We start from the raw sequence: 15790 nt of genomic DNA, 5'->3' as shown, positions 1-15790 counted from the left end.
AACGATAGAACATTTTCGGAGGGGGTCGAGCATGAGCGCCGAGTCTTCGCCGCGCGCGCGGTTGGTGGAGCTGTTGTGGCAATTGAAGCAGAGCTATGACCGTGAAGGCGGCGGCGGGCTTCGCTTCATTCATTTCAACACCCTGCTCAACGACTCCGAATACCGGGCCGAGATCATCGAGCAGGCCCTGACCAGCGACAACCCGCGCATCCGCGACCTGGGCCGCCAGCTCAAAACCGCCAACCGCCAGGGAGTGCTGCTCGGTCGTCAGCCCGGCCAGGGCGCGCCCGCGCGAACCCCGCCGGCGGCGTCCGCCGAATCGCCCCGAGGCGGCCCGCCCTGGCCATGGCTGGCGACCCTCGCCGTGGTGCTATTGATTGCCGCCGGGGTACTGCTGTACCGACCGCTGCGGGTGATGCTCGCCGGCGAACAGGTGGTCAGCGGCAGCCTCGATGGCGACCGGCACTGGGGCGCCGACCGCACCTGGATACTGGACGGCATTGTCTATGTGGAAAGCGGCCAGCTCACCATCGAGCCCGGCACGCGCATCGAGGGCCGCCCCGGCTCCGCCCTGGTGGTGACCCGGGCGGCGCGCCTGCACGCCGCCGGTCGCGCCGACGCACCGGTGGTGTTCACCAGCAATCAGGCGGACGGTACCCGACAGGCCGGCGACTGGGGTGGCGTGGTGCTGCTCGGTGATGCACCGGTGAACCAGATCGACGCCCAGATCGAGGGCGTGCCGGAGGACGATCCGCGCGGTGCCTTCGGCGGCGACAACGCGGCGGGCAGTTGCGGCGTGCTGGAGTACGCGCGCATCGAGTTCGCCGGCTTCGAGGTGTACGCCAACAACGAACTCAACGGCCTCACCCTGGGCGGTTGCGGCAGCGGCACCATCGTGCGGCATGTGCAGGTCCATCGGGCTCTGGACGACGGCATCGAGCTGTTCGGCGGCAGCGCCGACCTGCGCCATATTCTGATCACCGGCGCCGGCGACGATTCCCTGGACTGGGACTGGGGCTGGCGTGGCCGGGTGCAATTCCTGATCGCCCAGCAGTACAGCAGCAACGGCGACAATGCCTTCGAGGCGGACAACAACGGCAACCGCCACGATGCCCGCCCGCGTTCCGAACCGGTGATGTACAACGTGTCGCTGATCAGCCCGCGCAGCCATGCCCAGCACCAGCGCGCCATGACCCTGCGCGAGGGTACCGGCGGCCACTTTCACAACATGCTGATCAGCGGTTTCTCCGGGGAAACCCTGGATATCCGCGACGCCAGCACGGTGGCCAACCTGAACGATGGCACCCTGACCTTCGACGCGGTGCTGGTACACAACATCGGCGCCCGGGGATTGACCTGGTTCGAGGACGAAAGCGGGAAAGGCGACGATGACGCAGGCCTGGATGAGCGCCGCTACTTCCAGGGCCTGCCGGGCCTGCGTTTCGGCGAGGACCCGCTGCTGCCGCGCAATGCCGTGGATCTGGCGCGCCCGGATTACACGCCGGCCAGCGCCTCGCCGCTGAAGAACGGCGCCAGCACGCCGCCGCAGGGGGAATTCTGGGACGAAACCGCGCTCTATCTGGGCGCGGTGAGGCCCGGCGCCGCCCGGGTGTGGACCGACGGCTGGACCGACTTCCCGCTCAATTGATCACGCCGTCGGCGCGCAGCCGGCGGAATTCTTCCTCGGAGAGGCCCAGTTCCTCGCGCAGCACCGCCTCGGTGTGGGCGCCGGCCTCGCCGCCGGGCCAGCGAGTGCCGCCGGGGGTGCCGGCCAGGCGCGGGGCAATGGCGGGAATCTTCAACGGTTTGCCGTTGATCTCCACCTGCTGGAACAGACCACGGGCCTGGAAGTGCGGGTCGGCCATCATGTCGGCGGCGCTGTAGATCGGCCCGCAGGGCACCCGGGCGTCCTCCAGCAAACGCAGCACCTCGGCGCTGTCCAGGGTGGCGCACCAGGCCTCGATGGCACCGTCCACTTCCGCTTCGTGTTCCACCCGGCCGGCGTTGTGGGCCAAACGCGGGTCCTCGGCGAGATCGGCGCGCCCGGCGGTAACCATCAGCCGCTTGAAGATGGAATCCCCGTTGCCGCCGATGATCACGTACTTGCCGTCGGCGCAGCGGTAGGTGTTGGTGGGCACGATGCCGGTGACCGTGGACCCGGCGGGCTCGCGGATCAGCCCGGCGCCGTCGAACTCAGGGATCACCGCCTCCAGCAGATTGAAGACGGTTTCATAGAGCGCCACGTCCACCACCTGCCCCTGGCCGCTGCCGCGCCGCTCGAACAGCGCCAGCAAAATGCCCAGGGCGGCGTGCAGGCCGGCCACGGTATCGCCCAGGGACAGATTGGGCCGCACCGGTCGTTCGCCGGGGAAACCGTTCACGTAACGCAGCCCGCCGATGCCTTCGCACACCGAGGCGTAGCCGGGCTTGTCCGCGTAGGGGCCGTCCTGGCCGTAGCCGGAAATGCGCGTGTAGATCAGCCCCGGGTTGCTGTCGCTGAAACGGTCTGGCCCCAGGCCCCAGTTTTCCAGGGTGCCGGGGCGGAAGTTCTCGATCAGCACGTCGGCGCCGTCGATCAGCCGCGCCGCCAGATCGCGACCGGCGTCGCTCTTCAGATCCAGGGTCACGGAGCGCTTGTTGCGGCCGATGCTGCGCCACCAGAACGAGGTGCCGGACTGGTCCAGCTTACGCCAGCCACGGATCGGGTCGCCGCCGGGCGGCTCCACCTTGATCACCTCGGCGCCGAAGTACGCCAGCAGGGTGCCGGCGAACGGGCCGGCGATCAGTTGACCCAGTTCCACTACCTTGACCCCGGCCAGGGGCAGCGCGCGTTCGCTCATGTCCGTTCCTTTGCTTCGCCAGGGCCGCTATTGTCCGGGCTGTTCCCGCCGTCGTCCATGCATCGCGGCTGAAGCCGCTCCCACACGTTTTTGTAGGAGCGGCTTCAGCCGCGATCAACGGCGGCGTTTGCTACAATCGCCCTTTGCCGGACATCGGAGAGAGCATGACCCCGGAACGTCTGCGGCGCCTGCGGGCGACGCTGGCCCGCCGCCAGCCGGACCTGAGCGTGATCATGGACGGCGTGCACAAGCCGCACAACATCGCCGCCGTGGTGCGCACCTGCGACGCGGTGGGGGTGCTGGAACTGCACGCCGCGCTGCCCAACAACCGGGCCCGCGACACGGTGCGCACCGCTCTGGGCTCGCAGCGCTGGGTGAACGTGCGCGAGCACCACGATGGCGAGGAGGCCATCCGCGCGGCCCGCGAGCGCGGCTTGCAGGTGCTTGCGGCGCACTGGTCGGAACGGGCGGTGCCCTACCGTGAGGTGGACTACACCCGCCCCACCGCCCTGCTGCTGGGCACCGAGCGCACCGGCGTCAACGCCACCAGCGCGGCGGCGGCGGACCAGCATGTGTTCATTCCGATGATGGGCATGGTGTCGTCGTTCAATGTCAGCGTGGCGGCGGCGATCATTCTGGCCGAGGCCTGCGAGCAACGTCGCGCCGCCGGGCTCTACGACCGCTCGCGGCTGAGCGAGGCCCAGCACCGCGACACCTTTTTCCAATGGGCGCACCCGAAACTGGCGCAGCATTGCCAACGCTTCGGCGTGCCCTACCCGGCGCTGCGGGAGGACGGCGAACTGGCCGATCCCAAGCGCTTCAACTTTCTGCTCAGCGAGGCGATCCGCCGTGGCGAACAGGACTGACCCGCCCACCGAACTGCAGGCGCGCCTCAACCGGCTGCTGCCGGATATCCGCCTGGTGGCCACGCCGTTGCCGCTGGTACCCGAGCTTTCCCTGTGGCTGCTGGACAAGCTGGTGGACGAACGCCTCGACCAGGAAGTGGCCAACGCGCTCATGGAAGCGCCGCCCTACTGGGCGCTGTGCTGGGCCTCCGGTCAGGTGCTGGCGCGCCACCTGCTGGCCCGGCCGGAATGGGTGCGCGGCCGCTGCCTGGTGGACGTGGGCCCCGGCTCCGGGGTGGTGGCCATCGCCGCCGCCCGCGCCGGCGCCGCCGAGGTTATCGCCTGCGACCTGGACCCGGACGCCCTGGCCGCCACCGAGGCCAACGCCCGACTCAATGGCGTATCCGTGACGCTCAGCGACGATCTCGAAGCGAGCCTGGCGCGGGCCGACCGGCTCACCGCCGCGGACATCCTCTATGACCGGGACAACCTGCCGCTGCTGGCGCGCTTCCAGGCCGCCGGCCTGCTCATGTGGCTGGCGGATTCGCGCATTCCCGATCTGGACCCGCCCGGCTTCCATCTGCTGGGCCACTGGCACGCCACCACCTGGCCGGATTTGGGGGAATCCAGCGACTACAATCGGGTAAGAATTTTCGAACTGGAACCCTGATCACACTTTTCGGTCGAACCCCTCGTGTTATCCATGTGGTACAGGAGGATTGACCCTTGTATGCAGCGATGAAACAGCACGCACTGTTCGCCTGGGCCGGCGCCGTTTTGCTGGCCTTCAGCCAAACCGCCGGCGCCGCCCTGCCGGACCGAACGCCGGACGGCGGCGCCCTGCCCTCCCTGGCGCCCATGATCGAGGACGTATCCCCGGCGGTGGTCAACATCGCCATCGAGGCGCAGGTGCGCCAGGCTCAGAACCCGCTCATGCAGGACCCCTTCTTCCGACGATTCTTCGATCTGCCCGAGCAGGCGCCCACGCGCCGCGCGGTGGCCGCCGGTTCCGGCGTGATCGTCGACGCCGACAAGGGCTACGTACTTACCAATGCCCATGTGGCGCGTAACGCCGACAAGATCGAGGTGACCCTGAAGGACGGCCGCGAGCTGTCCGCGGAGCTGGTGGGCCTGGATCAGGAAGTGGATCTGGCGGTGCTCAAGCTGGAGAAAGCCGAGGACCTGACCCAGGTGAAGCTGGCGGATTCCTCGTCCCTGCGCGTGGGCGATTTCGTGGTCGCCATCGGCAACCCCTTCGGCCTCGGCCAGACCGTGACCTCCGGCATCGTCTCGGCGCTGGGCCGTACCGGCCTGGGCATCGAGGGCTATGAGAACTTCATCCAGACCGACGCTTCCATCAACCCGGGCAACTCCGGCGGCGCCCTGGTCAACCTGAAGGGCGAACTGGTGGGCATCAACACCGCCATTCTGGCGCCGTCCGGCGGCAACGTGGGCATCGGCTTCGCCATCCCCACCAACATGGCCGAAAACGTGATGACCCAGTTGATCGAACATGGCGAGGTGCGCCGCGGCGTGCTTGGCGTCACCGTGCAGGATCTCAGCGATGAACTGGCCGAGGCCCTGGACGTGGAAGCCCGCAAGGGCGTGGTGATCACCAATGTGCTGGAAGACAGCGCCGCCGCCGAGGCCGGGCTCAAGGCCGGCGACGTGGTTCGGGCGGTGGATGGTCAGCCGGTGAACCGGGCCTCCGACCTGCGCAACAAGGTGGGCCTGTCACCGGTGGGCGAGAAGATCACCCTGAGCATTCTGCGCGATGGCAAGGAACGCCGGGTCACCGCGGTGATCAGCGAGTCCAGCCAGCAGGCCGGCGACGGCGATGCCGTGTCCAGCCACCTCAAGGGCGCGGCCATGCGCGACCTGCGCCAGGGCGAACTGAGCCATGTGGACCGGGGCGTGCTGGTGGAAAACGTGGAGCGCAATTCGCCGGCCTGGCGGGCCGGTTTGCGCGGCGGCGACGTGATCATCAATGCCAACCGCCAGGACGTGGCGTCCATGGACGAACTGAGCAGCGCGGTGAAGGACAAGGACGCGCCACTACTGCTGCGCGTGAACCGCGAGGGCGGCATCTTCTTCGTGGTGGTGCGATAAGCCGTCACGGCATTCGCCAAGGGCCTCTTTTCGGTGACGGAAAGGGGCCTCGCGGCTGAAGCCGCTCCTGCGGTGTGACAAGTACGGCGTGACAAGAATGCTGTAGGAGCGGCTTCAGCCGCGATCAAGACCGCGACAGGTTGTGGTAAAGGTTGTGCATGACCCGGGCGCTGATCAGCCGGGCGCGGTCGGTTTGCGGGCCGTCGAAATGCTGGTCCAGGTTGGCATGGAACAACGTCAGCCAACGCTCATGATGGGCGCCGGTGAGCGGCTCCCGATCATGCACGGCCCGGTGTTTGGCCATCATGTGCCGGTCATAGCCGGGCTCGCCGAGCAGCAGCTTCTTCCAGTAGGCGGCGATCAGCGGCAGGTGCGCGTCCAGATCGATGCGCGCCACCTCCAGAAACACCGGCGCCAGCAATGGATCGGCCAGCACCCGCTCGTAGAACAGTGCCACCATGCGCTCGATCCGCTCCGCGGAATCCAGGTCGGGCCGGGTAGGGTCGCGGGGGCGCGGCGGCTGGCCGGGAATAAAGCGTTGCGGCGCGTTCACCAGCGAATGCGCCCGGCCAGCATGTCCTTGAACATGACGAAATCACCGGCGAGGCTGTACCAGGGATGCTTGAAGGTCGCCGGCCGGTTCTTCTCGAAAAAGAAGTGCCCCACCCAGGCGAACCCGTAGCCCACCACCGGAAGCAGCAGCAGCCCCCAGGGGTTGCCGGTGATGAAGACTCCCAGCAATACCGCGAACAGGCCCAGGGTGCCGAAGAAGTGCAGGCGGCGGCAGGTGGGATCGCTGTGTTCCTGCAGGTAGTAGGGGTAAAACTCCTCGAAGCTCTCGAAGTCGGACTGCTTGACGCTGTTCATGGCGGTTGCTCCCTTCTCGTTACGGCCCGTTCGGGCGACTGGCGCGGCTGACCGACCGCGAGTCCTTTCGGCCATTGTCCACGTTTGGCCGGCACGGACAATGGCCCCTCCGCTCCGGGTAAACAGGATGTCCCATGGTATTACGTCCCCGCCTCAATCGTCTTCTTTGTGAAACCCGCACGCCGATTCCCCGCGATCTGGACCGGATTACCCGCGTCGGCGAGGAGGTCCCGGCCGCCGAGGCGGGGCTGTCGGAAGAAGACGTGGCGGCGATCTGGAGAGCCACCCGGCGCCTGTATCGTACCGGCATGAGCCCGGGCATCGCCCTGTGTCTGCGCCGCGAGGGCCGGGTGGTTATCAACCGCACCCTGGGCTACGCGGACCCCGTGAGCGAGCGCCTGCTGACCCCGGACACCCCGGTTTGTCTGTTCTCCGCCTCGAAGTCCATTACCGCGATGCTGGTGCACCACCTGGCCGAAAGCGGCCGGCTGAACCTGGACGATCCGGTCAGCCGCTATCTGCCGGACTATGGCCGCCAGGGCAAGCACGGCACCACCGTGCGCCACATGCTCACCCACCGGGCCGGCATCCCGCGCCCGGACCGGCCGGTGGACCCGGATATCCTCTATCGCCCGGACGACATTCTCGACATCCTGTGCCGGGCCCGGCCCAGCACCCTGGGCACCCAGGCCTACCACGCCATCACCGCCGGCTTCGTGCTCGGCGCGGTGGTGGAAAAAGTCACCGGAGAACCGCTCAACACCACCCTGGACCGGGTAATCCGCCAGCCCCTGGGAATGCGTTATTTCACCTTCGGCGGCACCGGCCCGGAGCGCGCCCGGGATATGAGCACCGGGGTGCCGATGAAGCTGGTGGATCTGTTCCTCAACCACGCCGTGGGCGGCACCCTGGACGAGGTGGTGCGGGTCACCAACGACGACCGCTTCCAGGACGTGACGGTACCGGCGGGCAATCTCTACGCCACCGCCGAGGAAGCGGGCCGCTTCTTCCAGATGCTGCTCGACGGCGGCCAGTGGCGGGGCCGGCGCCTGTTTCACCCGGACACCGTGGCCGCCGCCCGGGCGCCGGCGTCGCGGCGGCCACGACTGGACCGCACGCTGATGTTGCCGCTGACGTTCTCGCCGGGTTTCATGCTCGGCAACCGGGGCATCGGCCTGTTCGGCCCCGCCGCGCCACGCGCCTTCGGCCACCTGGGCTTTATCAGCATCTATTGCTGGGCGGACCCGGACCGGGCCCTGAGCGGCGCCCTGCTGACCACCGGAAAGGGTCTGATCGGCCCGCACCTGCCGGCGCTGCTGAACCTGCAATACACCATCAACCGCGCCACCCGCCGTTCGTAGGTTGGGATTTTTTGTAGGAGCGGCTGGGCGGCACAAAAAAAGGGCGCGTTCTCACGCGCCCTTCTTTGTGCGGCCTATTGCTGCCTGATGCTCTTCGGAGGACCGATCAGGCGGCCGCCTTGAGCAGCTTGCGCTCCGCGGCCAGCCCCTTGTAGAGGCTCACGCACATCAGCAGCAACACCACGGTGAACGGCAGACCGGTGGTGATGGCCCCCGCCTGCAGCGCGTCCAGGGCCTGCTTACCGCCACCGAACAGCAGCGCGCCGGCGATCAGGCCTTCCATGACCGCCCAGAAAATGCGCTGCGGCACCGGCGCGTCCAGCTTGCCGCCGGCGGTGATGGAATCGATCACCAGGGAACCGGAGTCCGAGGAGGTGATGAAGAACACCAGCACCAGCACGATGGCCAGGAATGAACTGATGCCCGCCAACGGCAGTTGCTCCAGCATCTGGAACAGCGCCAGGGAAGACTCGCCAATGCCATCCGCCAGTTGCCCGACGCCGTTGACCACCTGGTCCAGGCCGCTGCCCCCGAAAGTCGCCATCCATACCATGGTTACCAGGGTCGGTACGATCAGCACGGCGGTGAGGAACTCGCGCACGGTGCGGCCATAGGATACCCGGGCGATGAACATGCCCACGAACGGGGACCAGGAAATCCACCAGGCCCAGTAGAACACGGTCCAGTCGTGGAGGAAGCCCTGGTCTTCGCGGCCGACCCAGTTACTGAGCGGCAGCAAGTTGGCCACGTAATCCACCGCGGTCTGCCCCATGGACGTGAAGATCAGCAGGGTCGGCCCTGTCACCATGATGAACAACAACAGCAGGGCGGCCAGGCCCATGTTGATGTTACTGAGCAGCTTGACGCCGCCGTCCAGGCCACGCACCACGGACAGCACCGCGCAGGCGGTCACACCGGTGATGATGGCGATCTGCACGTTGATGGCATTGGGCGTATCGAACAGGAAATGCAGACCACCGGCGGCCTGCTTGGCGCCCAGCCCCAGGGAGGTGGCCAGACCGAAGATGGTGGCCAGCACCGCCAGGATGTCGATGATATGGCCGGCCCAGCCCCAGCAACGCTCGCCGAGAATCGGGTAGAACGCGGAGCGGATGGTCAGCGGCATGCCCTTGTTGTAGGCGAAGAACGCCAGCGACAGGGCCACCACGCCGTAGATCGCCCAGGGGTGCAGGCCCCAGTGGTACATGGTGGCGCCGAGCGCGGCGTCCAGTGCCTCGGGCGTGTTGGGGGCCACGTTCAGCGGCGTGCCGAACCAGTCGGTGTAGTAGCCCACCGGCTCCGCCACACTCCAGAACATCAGGCCGATGCCCATGCCGGCGGCGAACAGCATCGCGAACCAGGACAGGGTCGAGAAGCTGGGTTTGGCGTCCTGACCGCCAAGGCGGATGCGCCCCACCGGCAGGAAGATCAGAGCGACGCAGAACACCACGAAGATGTTGGCGCCGAGCATGAACAGCCAGTCGAAGTTTTCGATCGTCCAGCCTTTGGCGCCGGCCAGGGCGCTGTTCGCGCTTTCAGGGAAAATCAGGGTGCCGATCACGAAAGCCAGGATCAGCACCGCACTGATGAAGAAGACCGGATTGTGCATGTCCATGCCCAGGACCTGCACATTATCCTGTCCTACTTCGTAGTCTGTTTCGTATTCCACGCTCATGGCATGACTCCTGTTGCGTCATGCGCGGACCGGATCGGGATATCAAGATGGAAGGGTCCGCACGGAACGGCCCGGAGTGGACACCGATGATTACCCCCGAAGGATAACCATGGGTGTGCACGCCGGACCCCGGAACGCCGGCCCGGGAAGGGCCGGCCGGTGGTCGACGTGCCGTCGCTTAGAAGTAAAAGTCGAACGCCACGTAAAGGGCGTTGAAGTCCGACTCATAGATATCGCCGGAGGCGGCGATGTCGCCGTCGGAGCCCAGGTATTCCAGATAGATCCAGCCAGGACCGTACTGGTAGCGCACACCCGGTGCGTAGAAGGTCACGTCGTCGGCATCGTTGCCGGTGGTGTCGGTGCTGGCGACACCGGCATCCACGTAGTAGAACCAATTGTCATGGGTGTAACCCAGTTCCGCCACGTGACGCTGGGTTTCCACTTCCTCGTCCGCCGGCGCGGAAGCGGAGGCCAGGAAGGCATCCATGCCGCTGAAATCACGCTCGGCGTGAATGAAGCGGTACTTGGCGGACCAGTTGCCCTTCTCGAACATGTAGTGCAGATCGTAGGCCTGGTGGGTGCCTTCATCGTTACGATTGGCGACGTCGGCGGCGGCCAGATCCTGCATGCGACCATACTGGGCGGAGACCCCCACGGTGTGGCCTTCCATGAAATTCCAGTCCAGGTTCACCACGCCGGTTTTGATTTTGCGGTAAGTGTCGCTGGTACCCCAGTGGCCGTTGTCATCCACGGTATCGGTGGAATCCTCACCCCAGTCGTCCTGGTGAAAATAAGCAACGTCATAATGAAGGCCGCCAGCGGCGTCGGCGCTGTATTTCAGGCCCACGTCCATCTGGTCGCCGTAACCGCCTTCCAGGCCGTCGCCGGGCCAGAAGTTAGCGGTTTTCCAGCCGAAGGGCACCTGGCTCTTACCGATTTTCAGGCTGCTGCTGTCGGTTACGTCGTAACCGATCCAGGCCTTGTGAACGACAATATTGTCGCCACTGTTATTGCTGGCGGTGTTGGTGAAGGAACCGGTGCCGAAACGGGTTTCGGCGCTGAAATGCCAGGGGCCATAGCTGCCGTCGTCATCGGCGTAAATTACCAGGGAAGGGTCGGCGAAATTACCACCGGTTTCATCATCCAGCTCCTCGCTGAAAGCCGGTGACGTAAAATCGGATTTGGTGACGTTCTGATAAACCCACCAAACACCGGCGCTCAGTTCGGCGCCGGCTTGCGCGGTCAGGGGCACAAGGGCCGTGGAAGCCGCGATCAAGCCCATCGCGGGCACTTTAATAATAGAACTTCTCATTGTCGTCTCCCCAGCAGAAGGTAGACGAAAGCCTAAAGATCAGTGTGCCGATGTCAAATCACGGACATTTTTTTGATCAGACTTTGCGCAGCGAAACGCTGTAAAAACCGGGAATTCCGGCAATGGAAAAAAATTGCAAAATGCCGGGAACCCGAGCCTTGTAGAGGAATTTTGTCGTGATAAAACAAATAAAAAACGCGGCCCGAAAGCCGCGTTTTTTATTTTCACGTAAACTGACTTGACATCACATATTATTGACGATGGCGTCGCGCACGGCGTCCAGGTCGGCATCGATGGTGACCATGCGTGAGCCTTTTTGCAGGTCTTCACGGCATTGCTCGATGGCGGTGTCCGGGTCCTTGAGACCGTTGCCGGTGAGGGTGCAGACCACGGTACTGCCCTCGGCGATCTTGCCGGCGCGAATATCACGCATGGCGCCGCCGATGGAAGCGGCGGAAGCCGGCTCACAGAACACGCCTTCCTTCTCGGCCAGCATTTTCTGCGCCGCCAGGATTTCCTCGTCGGCCAGTTCATCGAACCAGCCACCGGATTCCTTCTGCACGTTCCAGGCCTTATCCCAGGACTGCGGGTTACCGATACGGATCGCGGTGGCCACGGTTTCCGGATTTTCCACCGGCGCGCCGCGCAGGAACGGCGCGGCGCCATTGGCCTGGTAGCCGACCATGGCGGGGGCGGCGTTGACCACGCCGCTCTTGTGGTACTCGCTGTAGCCCATCCAATGCGCGCTGATGTTGCCCGCGTTGCCCACCGGCAGGCAGTGGTAATCCGGAGCCCGGCCCAGTTCCTCGATGATCTCGAAGGCGGCGGTCTTCTGGCCCTGCAGCCGGTAGGGGTTGACCGAGTTAACCACGGTCACCGGCGCTTTCTCCGCCACTTCCTTGACCAGCTGCATGCCCTGGTCGAAGTTACCGCGGATCTGCATGATCACGGCGCCGTACATCATTGCCTGGGCCAGCTTGCCCATGGCGATCTTGCCTTCCGGAATGATCACGAAGGCGGTGATGCCGGCCCGCGACGCGTAGGCCGCCGCCGCCGCCGAGGTGTTGCCGGTGGAGGCGCAGATGATGGCGTTGCTGCCCTCTTCCACCGCCTTGGTGACGGCCATGGTCATGCCACGGTCCTTGAAGGAACCGGTGGGGTTGAGGCCTTCGTACTTGACGTAGATATCCACGTCCTTGCCGAGCAGGCGCGGAATGTTCTTGAGCCGGATCAGCGGGGTGTTGCCCTCGCCCAGGCTGATGATCGGGGTGTCGTCGTTCACCGGCAGGTGATCCCGGTAGCGGTTGATCAGGCCGGTGTAGCGGTCACGGAATGGCATGTCGTCGTCTCTCTGTGCGTCTCAGGCGTCCAGCGTTTCCACGCGGATGCGCATGATGTTCTTGTCCACGGTGTCCAGGGCGGCGATGCGGGCCAGGGCGGCGTTCATGTCCCCTTCCAGCACCCGGTGGGTCATCATCACGATGGGCACCAGGCCCTCCTCGGTTTCCTTCTGCACCATGGCCTCGATGCTGACCCGGTTATCGCTGAGGATGCGGGTGATGTCCGCCAGCACGCCGGGCTTGTCCTGCACGTGCAGGCGCAGGTAAAAGCTGCACGACACGTCATCGATGGTGAGAATGGGCTCGTCGGACATCTGGTCGGCGTGGAAGCCCAGGTAGGGCACCCGCTCCTCGTGGTCCACGGTCAGTGCGCGGCCCATCTCGATGATGTCCGCCACCACCGCCGAGGCGGTGGGCTCGGCGCCGGCGCCGGCGCCATAATACATGGTCGGGCCCACGGCATCGCCGTCGATCATGATCGCGTTCATCACGCCGTTTACCGCCGACAGCATGGTTTCGGTGGGAATCAGGGTCGGATGCACGCGCAGTTCGATGCCGTTGCCGGTGTCCTTGGCGATGCCCAGATGCTTGATGCGGTAGCCGAACTGGGCGGCGCTCTTCACGTCCTCGATGGTGATGCGACCGATGCCCTCCATGTACACCTTGGAGAACTGCAGCGGAATACCGAACGCGATGGAGGCGATGATGGTGAGCTTATGGGCCGCGTCCACGCCTTCCACGTCGAAGGTGGGGTCGGCCTCGGCGTAGCCCAGCTCCTGGGCTTCCTTGAGCACCTCGGCGAACGGCCGGCCACCCTGCTCCATCTCGGTGAGGATGTAGTTGCCGGTGCCGTTGATGATGCCCGCCACCCAGTTGATGTGGTTGGCGGCGAGGCCCTCGCCCAGGGATTTGAGAATCGGAATGCCGCCGGCCACCGCCGCCTCGAACGCCACGTCCACGCCAATATCGTGGGCGGCCTGGAAGATCTCGTTGCCGTGCTCGGCGATCAGGGCCTTGTTGGCGGTGACGATGTGCTTGCCGTTCTTGATGGCGGTGAGCACCAGCTCGCGGGCGGTGTCGATGCCGCCGATCAGCTCCACCAGAATGTCCACTTCCGGGTCCGTGGCCACGGCGAAAATATCCCGGGACACGCGGATGCCGCTGATGTCGCAGTCCGGATTATCACGGCGCGCGCCGATGTGGGCGATCTCAATGGGACGCCCCACCCGCCGCGCGATTTCCCTGGCATTGCGTTGCAGAACGTTAACCGTGCCCGAGCCCACCGTGCCCAGACCCGCGATGCCGACCTTTACCGGATTCACGTGCTTTCCTCTCGATCAGTCCAGCAGGCCGTCGGCGCGGAACATCTTCTTGATGCCGCGCAGCGCCTGCCGGGTGCGTTGTTCATTCTCAATCAGGGCGAAGCGTACATGGTCGTCGCCGTAGTCGCCGAAACCGATGCCCGGCGATACCGCCACACCCGCCTCGCGCAGCAGTTTCTTGGAGAACTCCAGGGAGCCCATTTCCCGATAGGGCTCCGGGAGCGGTGCCCAGACGAACATGGTGGCGCGGGGTTTTTCCACCGTCCACCCCAGGTCGTTGAGGCCGTCGCAAAGTACGTCCCGGCGCCGCTCGTACAGGTCGCGGATTTCCTCCACGCAGCTCTGGTCGCCCTCCAGGGCGGCGATGGCGGCCACCTGGATCGGCGTGAAGGTGCCATAGTCCAGGTAGGACTTGATGCGCGCCAGGGCGTGAATCAGCTCTTTGTTGCCGCAGCAGAAGCCGACCCGCCAGCCGGGCATGTTGTAGCTCTTGGACAGGGAGAAGAACTCCACCGCCACGTCCCGGGCGCCTTCCACTTGCAGGATCGACGGCGCCTTGTAGCCGTCGAACACGATGTCCGCGTAGGCGATATCGTGCACCACCCAGATGCCGTGCTCCCGGGCGATGGCCACCACCTTCTCGAAAAACGCCAGGTCCACGCACTGGGCGGTGGGGTTGCCGGGAAAATTCAACACCAGCAACTTGGGCTTGGGCCAGGCTTCCTTGATGGCTCGCACCAGTTCCTCGAAGAAATCCACGCCGGGTACCAGCGGCACATGGCGGATGTCGGCGTTGGCGATCACGAACCCGTAGGGGTGGATCGGGTAGCTGGGGTTGGGCACCAGCACGGTGTCACCGGGCCCCATGGTGGCCAGGGCCAGGTGCGCCAGCCCCTCCTTGGAGCCGATGGTGACGATGGCCTCGGAGGCCGGGTCCAGTTCCACCTCATAGCGGCGCCGGTACCAGTCGGTGATCGCCTTGCGCAGGCGCGGAATGCCCCGCGACTGGGAGTAGCGGTGGGTATCGCCGCGTTGGGCCGCTTCGGTGAGCTTGTCGACGATGTGTTTGGGGGTCGGCTGGTCCGGGTTGCCCATGCCGAAATCGATGATGTCCTCGCCACGCGCGCGCGCCGCCATCTTCAACTCGCCGACGATGTTGAAGACATAGGGGGGCAGGCGCTTGATGCGCTGAAAATCGGCGTCCACGGCATCACCTTGGGTGGGTCACTGGGAAGCCGGACACATTAACGGCGCAGCCCGGTTCCGTCAATGTAAAAGGCCCCGCCGGAGCGGCGCAAACCGCCGCCAGACGGGGCCTTGAAGGGCACCGGGCGATTACAGGCCGAGGCGCTGATTGAGCTGTTCGGGGGTCACGTAACCGCCCAGTTGAGCGCCCTCGGCGGTGTAGATGGCCGGTGTGCCACGCACGCCGAAGTCGAGCCCCATCTGGTAGTCTCGATCGACCGCGTCGGCGCAGTCGGCCAGCTTCGCGTCGGACACCTTGTCGTTGAGCTTGGCGGCGGTGAGCGCCTGGCGGGGGTCGGCGTCACACCAGATGTGTCGCATGTCCTCGGCCGCCTGGGAATCGGGGCCGCCGCGCGGGAAGGCCAGGTAATGCACGGTAATGCCTTCGCCGGTGTATTCCTCGATGTGCCGATGCAGCTTGCGGCAGTAGCCGCAGGTGATGTCGGTGAAGGCGTAAATCTCCGCCTTTTCCTCGCCCTCGGCCGGGTAGGTGATCATGGAGGCCTTGTCGACGGCGGCCAGCCCGTCGCGGCGCACCTTCCGATAGCGCTCCTCCTTCAGGTTGACCACCTCGCCGTCGCGCATCTGAATGACATCGCCGGTGAAGATCAACTCGCCGTTCTTGGAGGCGTACACGATTTCCTGGCCATTCAGTTCCACTTCCACCAGCCCTTCCGCCGGGGACGGATTGATGGCGGTGATGCGGGCGCGGGGAAAGGCCTCCTGGAATTCGGCGCGGAATGCCTTCTCATCCATTCCCCCGTCGGCGTGAACGGTGGCCGCGGCGGCCATCAGCAGGCCCAGTGCGGTGGCTGTCAGTGCTTTCATCGTTGTTCTCCGTCCGTGTGGTCCGCCCCCCCCGGGGGCTGCGAAT

14 protein-coding genes are annotated in these 15790 nt (G+C 65.6%); 5 read left to right on the top strand and 9 right to left on the bottom strand.

Annotation, left to right across the window (positions count from 1 at the left end):
- Nucleotides 1-31: 31 nt before the first annotated feature.
- Nucleotides 32-1648, top strand: coding sequence for a hypothetical protein (locus ACLD02_RS06810; RefSeq protein ID WP_410298266.1), 1617 nt, complete (start codon nucleotides 32-34; stop codon nucleotides 1646-1648).
- Here the strand turns inward: ACLD02_RS06810 and ACLD02_RS06805 are convergent.
- Nucleotides 1641-2840, bottom strand: a complete 1200-nt coding sequence (locus ACLD02_RS06805; RefSeq protein WP_410298265.1) for a CaiB/BaiF CoA transferase family protein — start codon at nucleotides 2838-2840, stop codon at nucleotides 1641-1643. The two genes, ACLD02_RS06810 and ACLD02_RS06805, sit on opposite strands and share 8 nt — an antisense overlap.
- Before the next feature lie 164 nt (nucleotides 2841-3004).
- Here ACLD02_RS06805 and trmH point away from each other — a divergent pair, with 164 nt between their 5' ends.
- The 3 genes from trmH to ACLD02_RS06790 all read left to right on the top strand — a co-directional run bounded on the left by trmH (nucleotide 3005) and on the right by ACLD02_RS06790 (nucleotide 5794).
- Complete coding sequence (trmH, locus tag ACLD02_RS06800; RefSeq protein WP_203104773.1) at nucleotides 3005-3706, top strand: tRNA (guanosine(18)-2'-O)-methyltransferase TrmH; 702 nt, start codon at nucleotides 3005-3007, stop codon at nucleotides 3704-3706.
- Nucleotides 3690-4355, top strand: coding sequence for a class I SAM-dependent methyltransferase (locus ACLD02_RS06795; RefSeq protein WP_410298264.1), 666 nt, complete (start codon nucleotides 3690-3692; stop codon nucleotides 4353-4355). The genes trmH and ACLD02_RS06795 overlap by 17 nt, the downstream gene beginning before the upstream one ends.
- A gap of 68 nt (nucleotides 4356-4423) precedes the next feature.
- Entirely contained in the window at nucleotides 4424-5794 is a 1371-nt protein-coding gene (locus ACLD02_RS06790; RefSeq protein WP_203104774.1) for a DegQ family serine endoprotease, read from the top strand.
- 124 nt (nucleotides 5795-5918) lie between these two features.
- On the opposite strand, the gene ACLD02_RS06785 is transcribed toward ACLD02_RS06790, so the two are convergent.
- Together ACLD02_RS06785 and ACLD02_RS06780 are read right to left on the bottom strand one after the other, a co-directional pair.
- Complete coding sequence (locus tag ACLD02_RS06785) at nucleotides 5919-6347, bottom strand: group III truncated hemoglobin (RefSeq protein WP_338015217.1); 429 nt, start codon at nucleotides 6345-6347, stop codon at nucleotides 5919-5921.
- Nucleotides 6344-6661: an Mpo1-like protein gene (locus ACLD02_RS06780; RefSeq protein WP_410298263.1), complete on the bottom strand. Its 318-nt coding sequence runs from the start codon at nucleotides 6659-6661 to the stop codon at nucleotides 6344-6346. Before ACLD02_RS06780 ends, ACLD02_RS06785 begins: the two co-directional genes overlap by 4 nt.
- Nucleotides 6662-6795: 134 nt before the next feature.
- On the opposite strand from ACLD02_RS06780, the gene ACLD02_RS06775 reads away from it, so the two are divergent.
- Nucleotides 6796-8022, top strand: coding sequence for a serine hydrolase domain-containing protein (locus ACLD02_RS06775; RefSeq protein ID WP_203104776.1), 1227 nt, complete (start codon nucleotides 6796-6798; stop codon nucleotides 8020-8022).
- A gap of 106 nt (nucleotides 8023-8128) precedes the next feature.
- On the opposite strand, the gene ACLD02_RS06770 is transcribed toward ACLD02_RS06775, so the two are convergent.
- The 6 genes from ACLD02_RS06770 to ACLD02_RS06745 all read right to left on the bottom strand — a co-directional run bounded on the left by ACLD02_RS06770 (nucleotide 8129) and on the right by ACLD02_RS06745 (nucleotide 15744).
- Complete coding sequence (locus ACLD02_RS06770; RefSeq protein ID WP_203104777.1) at nucleotides 8129-9697, bottom strand: BCCT family transporter; 1569 nt, start codon at nucleotides 9695-9697, stop codon at nucleotides 8129-8131.
- A 178-nt stretch (nucleotides 9698-9875) separates the two neighbouring features.
- Nucleotides 9876-11009 (bottom strand): hypothetical protein, encoded by a 1134-nt coding sequence (locus ACLD02_RS06765; protein WP_203104778.1) that lies wholly within the window; start codon nucleotides 11007-11009, stop codon nucleotides 9876-9878.
- A gap of 244 nt (nucleotides 11010-11253) precedes the next feature.
- Nucleotides 11254-12348, bottom strand: a complete 1095-nt coding sequence (gene thrC / locus ACLD02_RS06760) for a threonine synthase (RefSeq protein ID WP_203104779.1) — start codon at nucleotides 12346-12348, stop codon at nucleotides 11254-11256.
- Nucleotides 12349-12369: 21 nt separating this feature from the next.
- Nucleotides 12370-13671: a homoserine dehydrogenase gene (locus tag ACLD02_RS06755; protein ID WP_203104780.1), complete on the bottom strand. Its 1302-nt coding sequence runs from the start codon at nucleotides 13669-13671 to the stop codon at nucleotides 12370-12372.
- Between the two features lie 15 nt (nucleotides 13672-13686).
- The gene (gene alaC / locus ACLD02_RS06750; RefSeq protein ID WP_203104781.1) at nucleotides 13687-14877 is read right to left on the bottom strand and encodes an alanine transaminase; all 1191 of its coding nucleotides are present in this window, start codon (nucleotides 14875-14877) and stop codon (nucleotides 13687-13689) included.
- 129 nt (nucleotides 14878-15006) lie between these two features.
- Nucleotides 15007-15744: a DsbC family protein gene (locus tag ACLD02_RS06745; protein ID WP_203104782.1), complete on the bottom strand. Its 738-nt coding sequence runs from the start codon at nucleotides 15742-15744 to the stop codon at nucleotides 15007-15009.
- Nucleotides 15745-15790 lie beyond the last annotated feature (46 nt).

This window comes from Alloalcanivorax sp. C16-2 (assembly GCF_046507615.1).
In the GTDB taxonomy this organism is placed as follows: domain Bacteria; phylum Pseudomonadota; class Gammaproteobacteria; order Pseudomonadales; family Alcanivoracaceae; genus Alloalcanivorax; species Alloalcanivorax marinus_A.
This window is presented reverse-complemented; position numbering and strand designations above follow the sequence as displayed.

What these genes read in the sequence shown, in the direction of transcription:
- ACLD02_RS06810 (WP_410298266.1), top strand. Translation starts at nt 32, where the DNA reads ATGAGCGCCGAGTCTTCGCCGCGCGCGCGGTTGGTGGAGCTGTTGTGG.
- ACLD02_RS06805 (WP_410298265.1), bottom strand. Translation starts at nt 2,840, where the DNA reads ATGAGCGAACGCGCGCTGCCCCTGGCCGGGGTCAAGGTAGTGGAACTG.
- trmH (WP_203104773.1), top strand. Translation starts at nt 3,005, where the DNA reads ATGACCCCGGAACGTCTGCGGCGCCTGCGGGCGACGCTGGCCCGCCGC.
- ACLD02_RS06790 (WP_203104774.1), top strand. Translation starts at nt 4,424, where the DNA reads ATGAAACAGCACGCACTGTTCGCCTGGGCCGGCGCCGTTTTGCTGGCC.
- ACLD02_RS06780 (WP_410298263.1), bottom strand. Translation starts at nt 6,661, where the DNA reads ATGAACAGCGTCAAGCAGTCCGACTTCGAGAGCTTCGAGGAGTTTTAC.
- ACLD02_RS06775 (WP_203104776.1), top strand. Translation starts at nt 6,796, where the DNA reads ATGGTATTACGTCCCCGCCTCAATCGTCTTCTTTGTGAAACCCGCACG.
- ACLD02_RS06770 (WP_203104777.1), bottom strand. Translation starts at nt 9,697, where the DNA reads ATGAGCGTGGAATACGAAACAGACTACGAAGTAGGACAGGATAATGTG.
- ACLD02_RS06765 (WP_203104778.1), bottom strand. Translation starts at nt 11,009, where the DNA reads ATGAGAAGTTCTATTATTAAAGTGCCCGCGATGGGCTTGATCGCGGCT.
- thrC (WP_203104779.1), bottom strand. Translation starts at nt 12,348, where the DNA reads ATGCCATTCCGTGACCGCTACACCGGCCTGATCAACCGCTACCGGGAT.
- ACLD02_RS06745 (WP_203104782.1), bottom strand. Translation starts at nt 15,744, where the DNA reads ATGAAAGCACTGACAGCCACCGCACTGGGCCTGCTGATGGCCGCCGCG.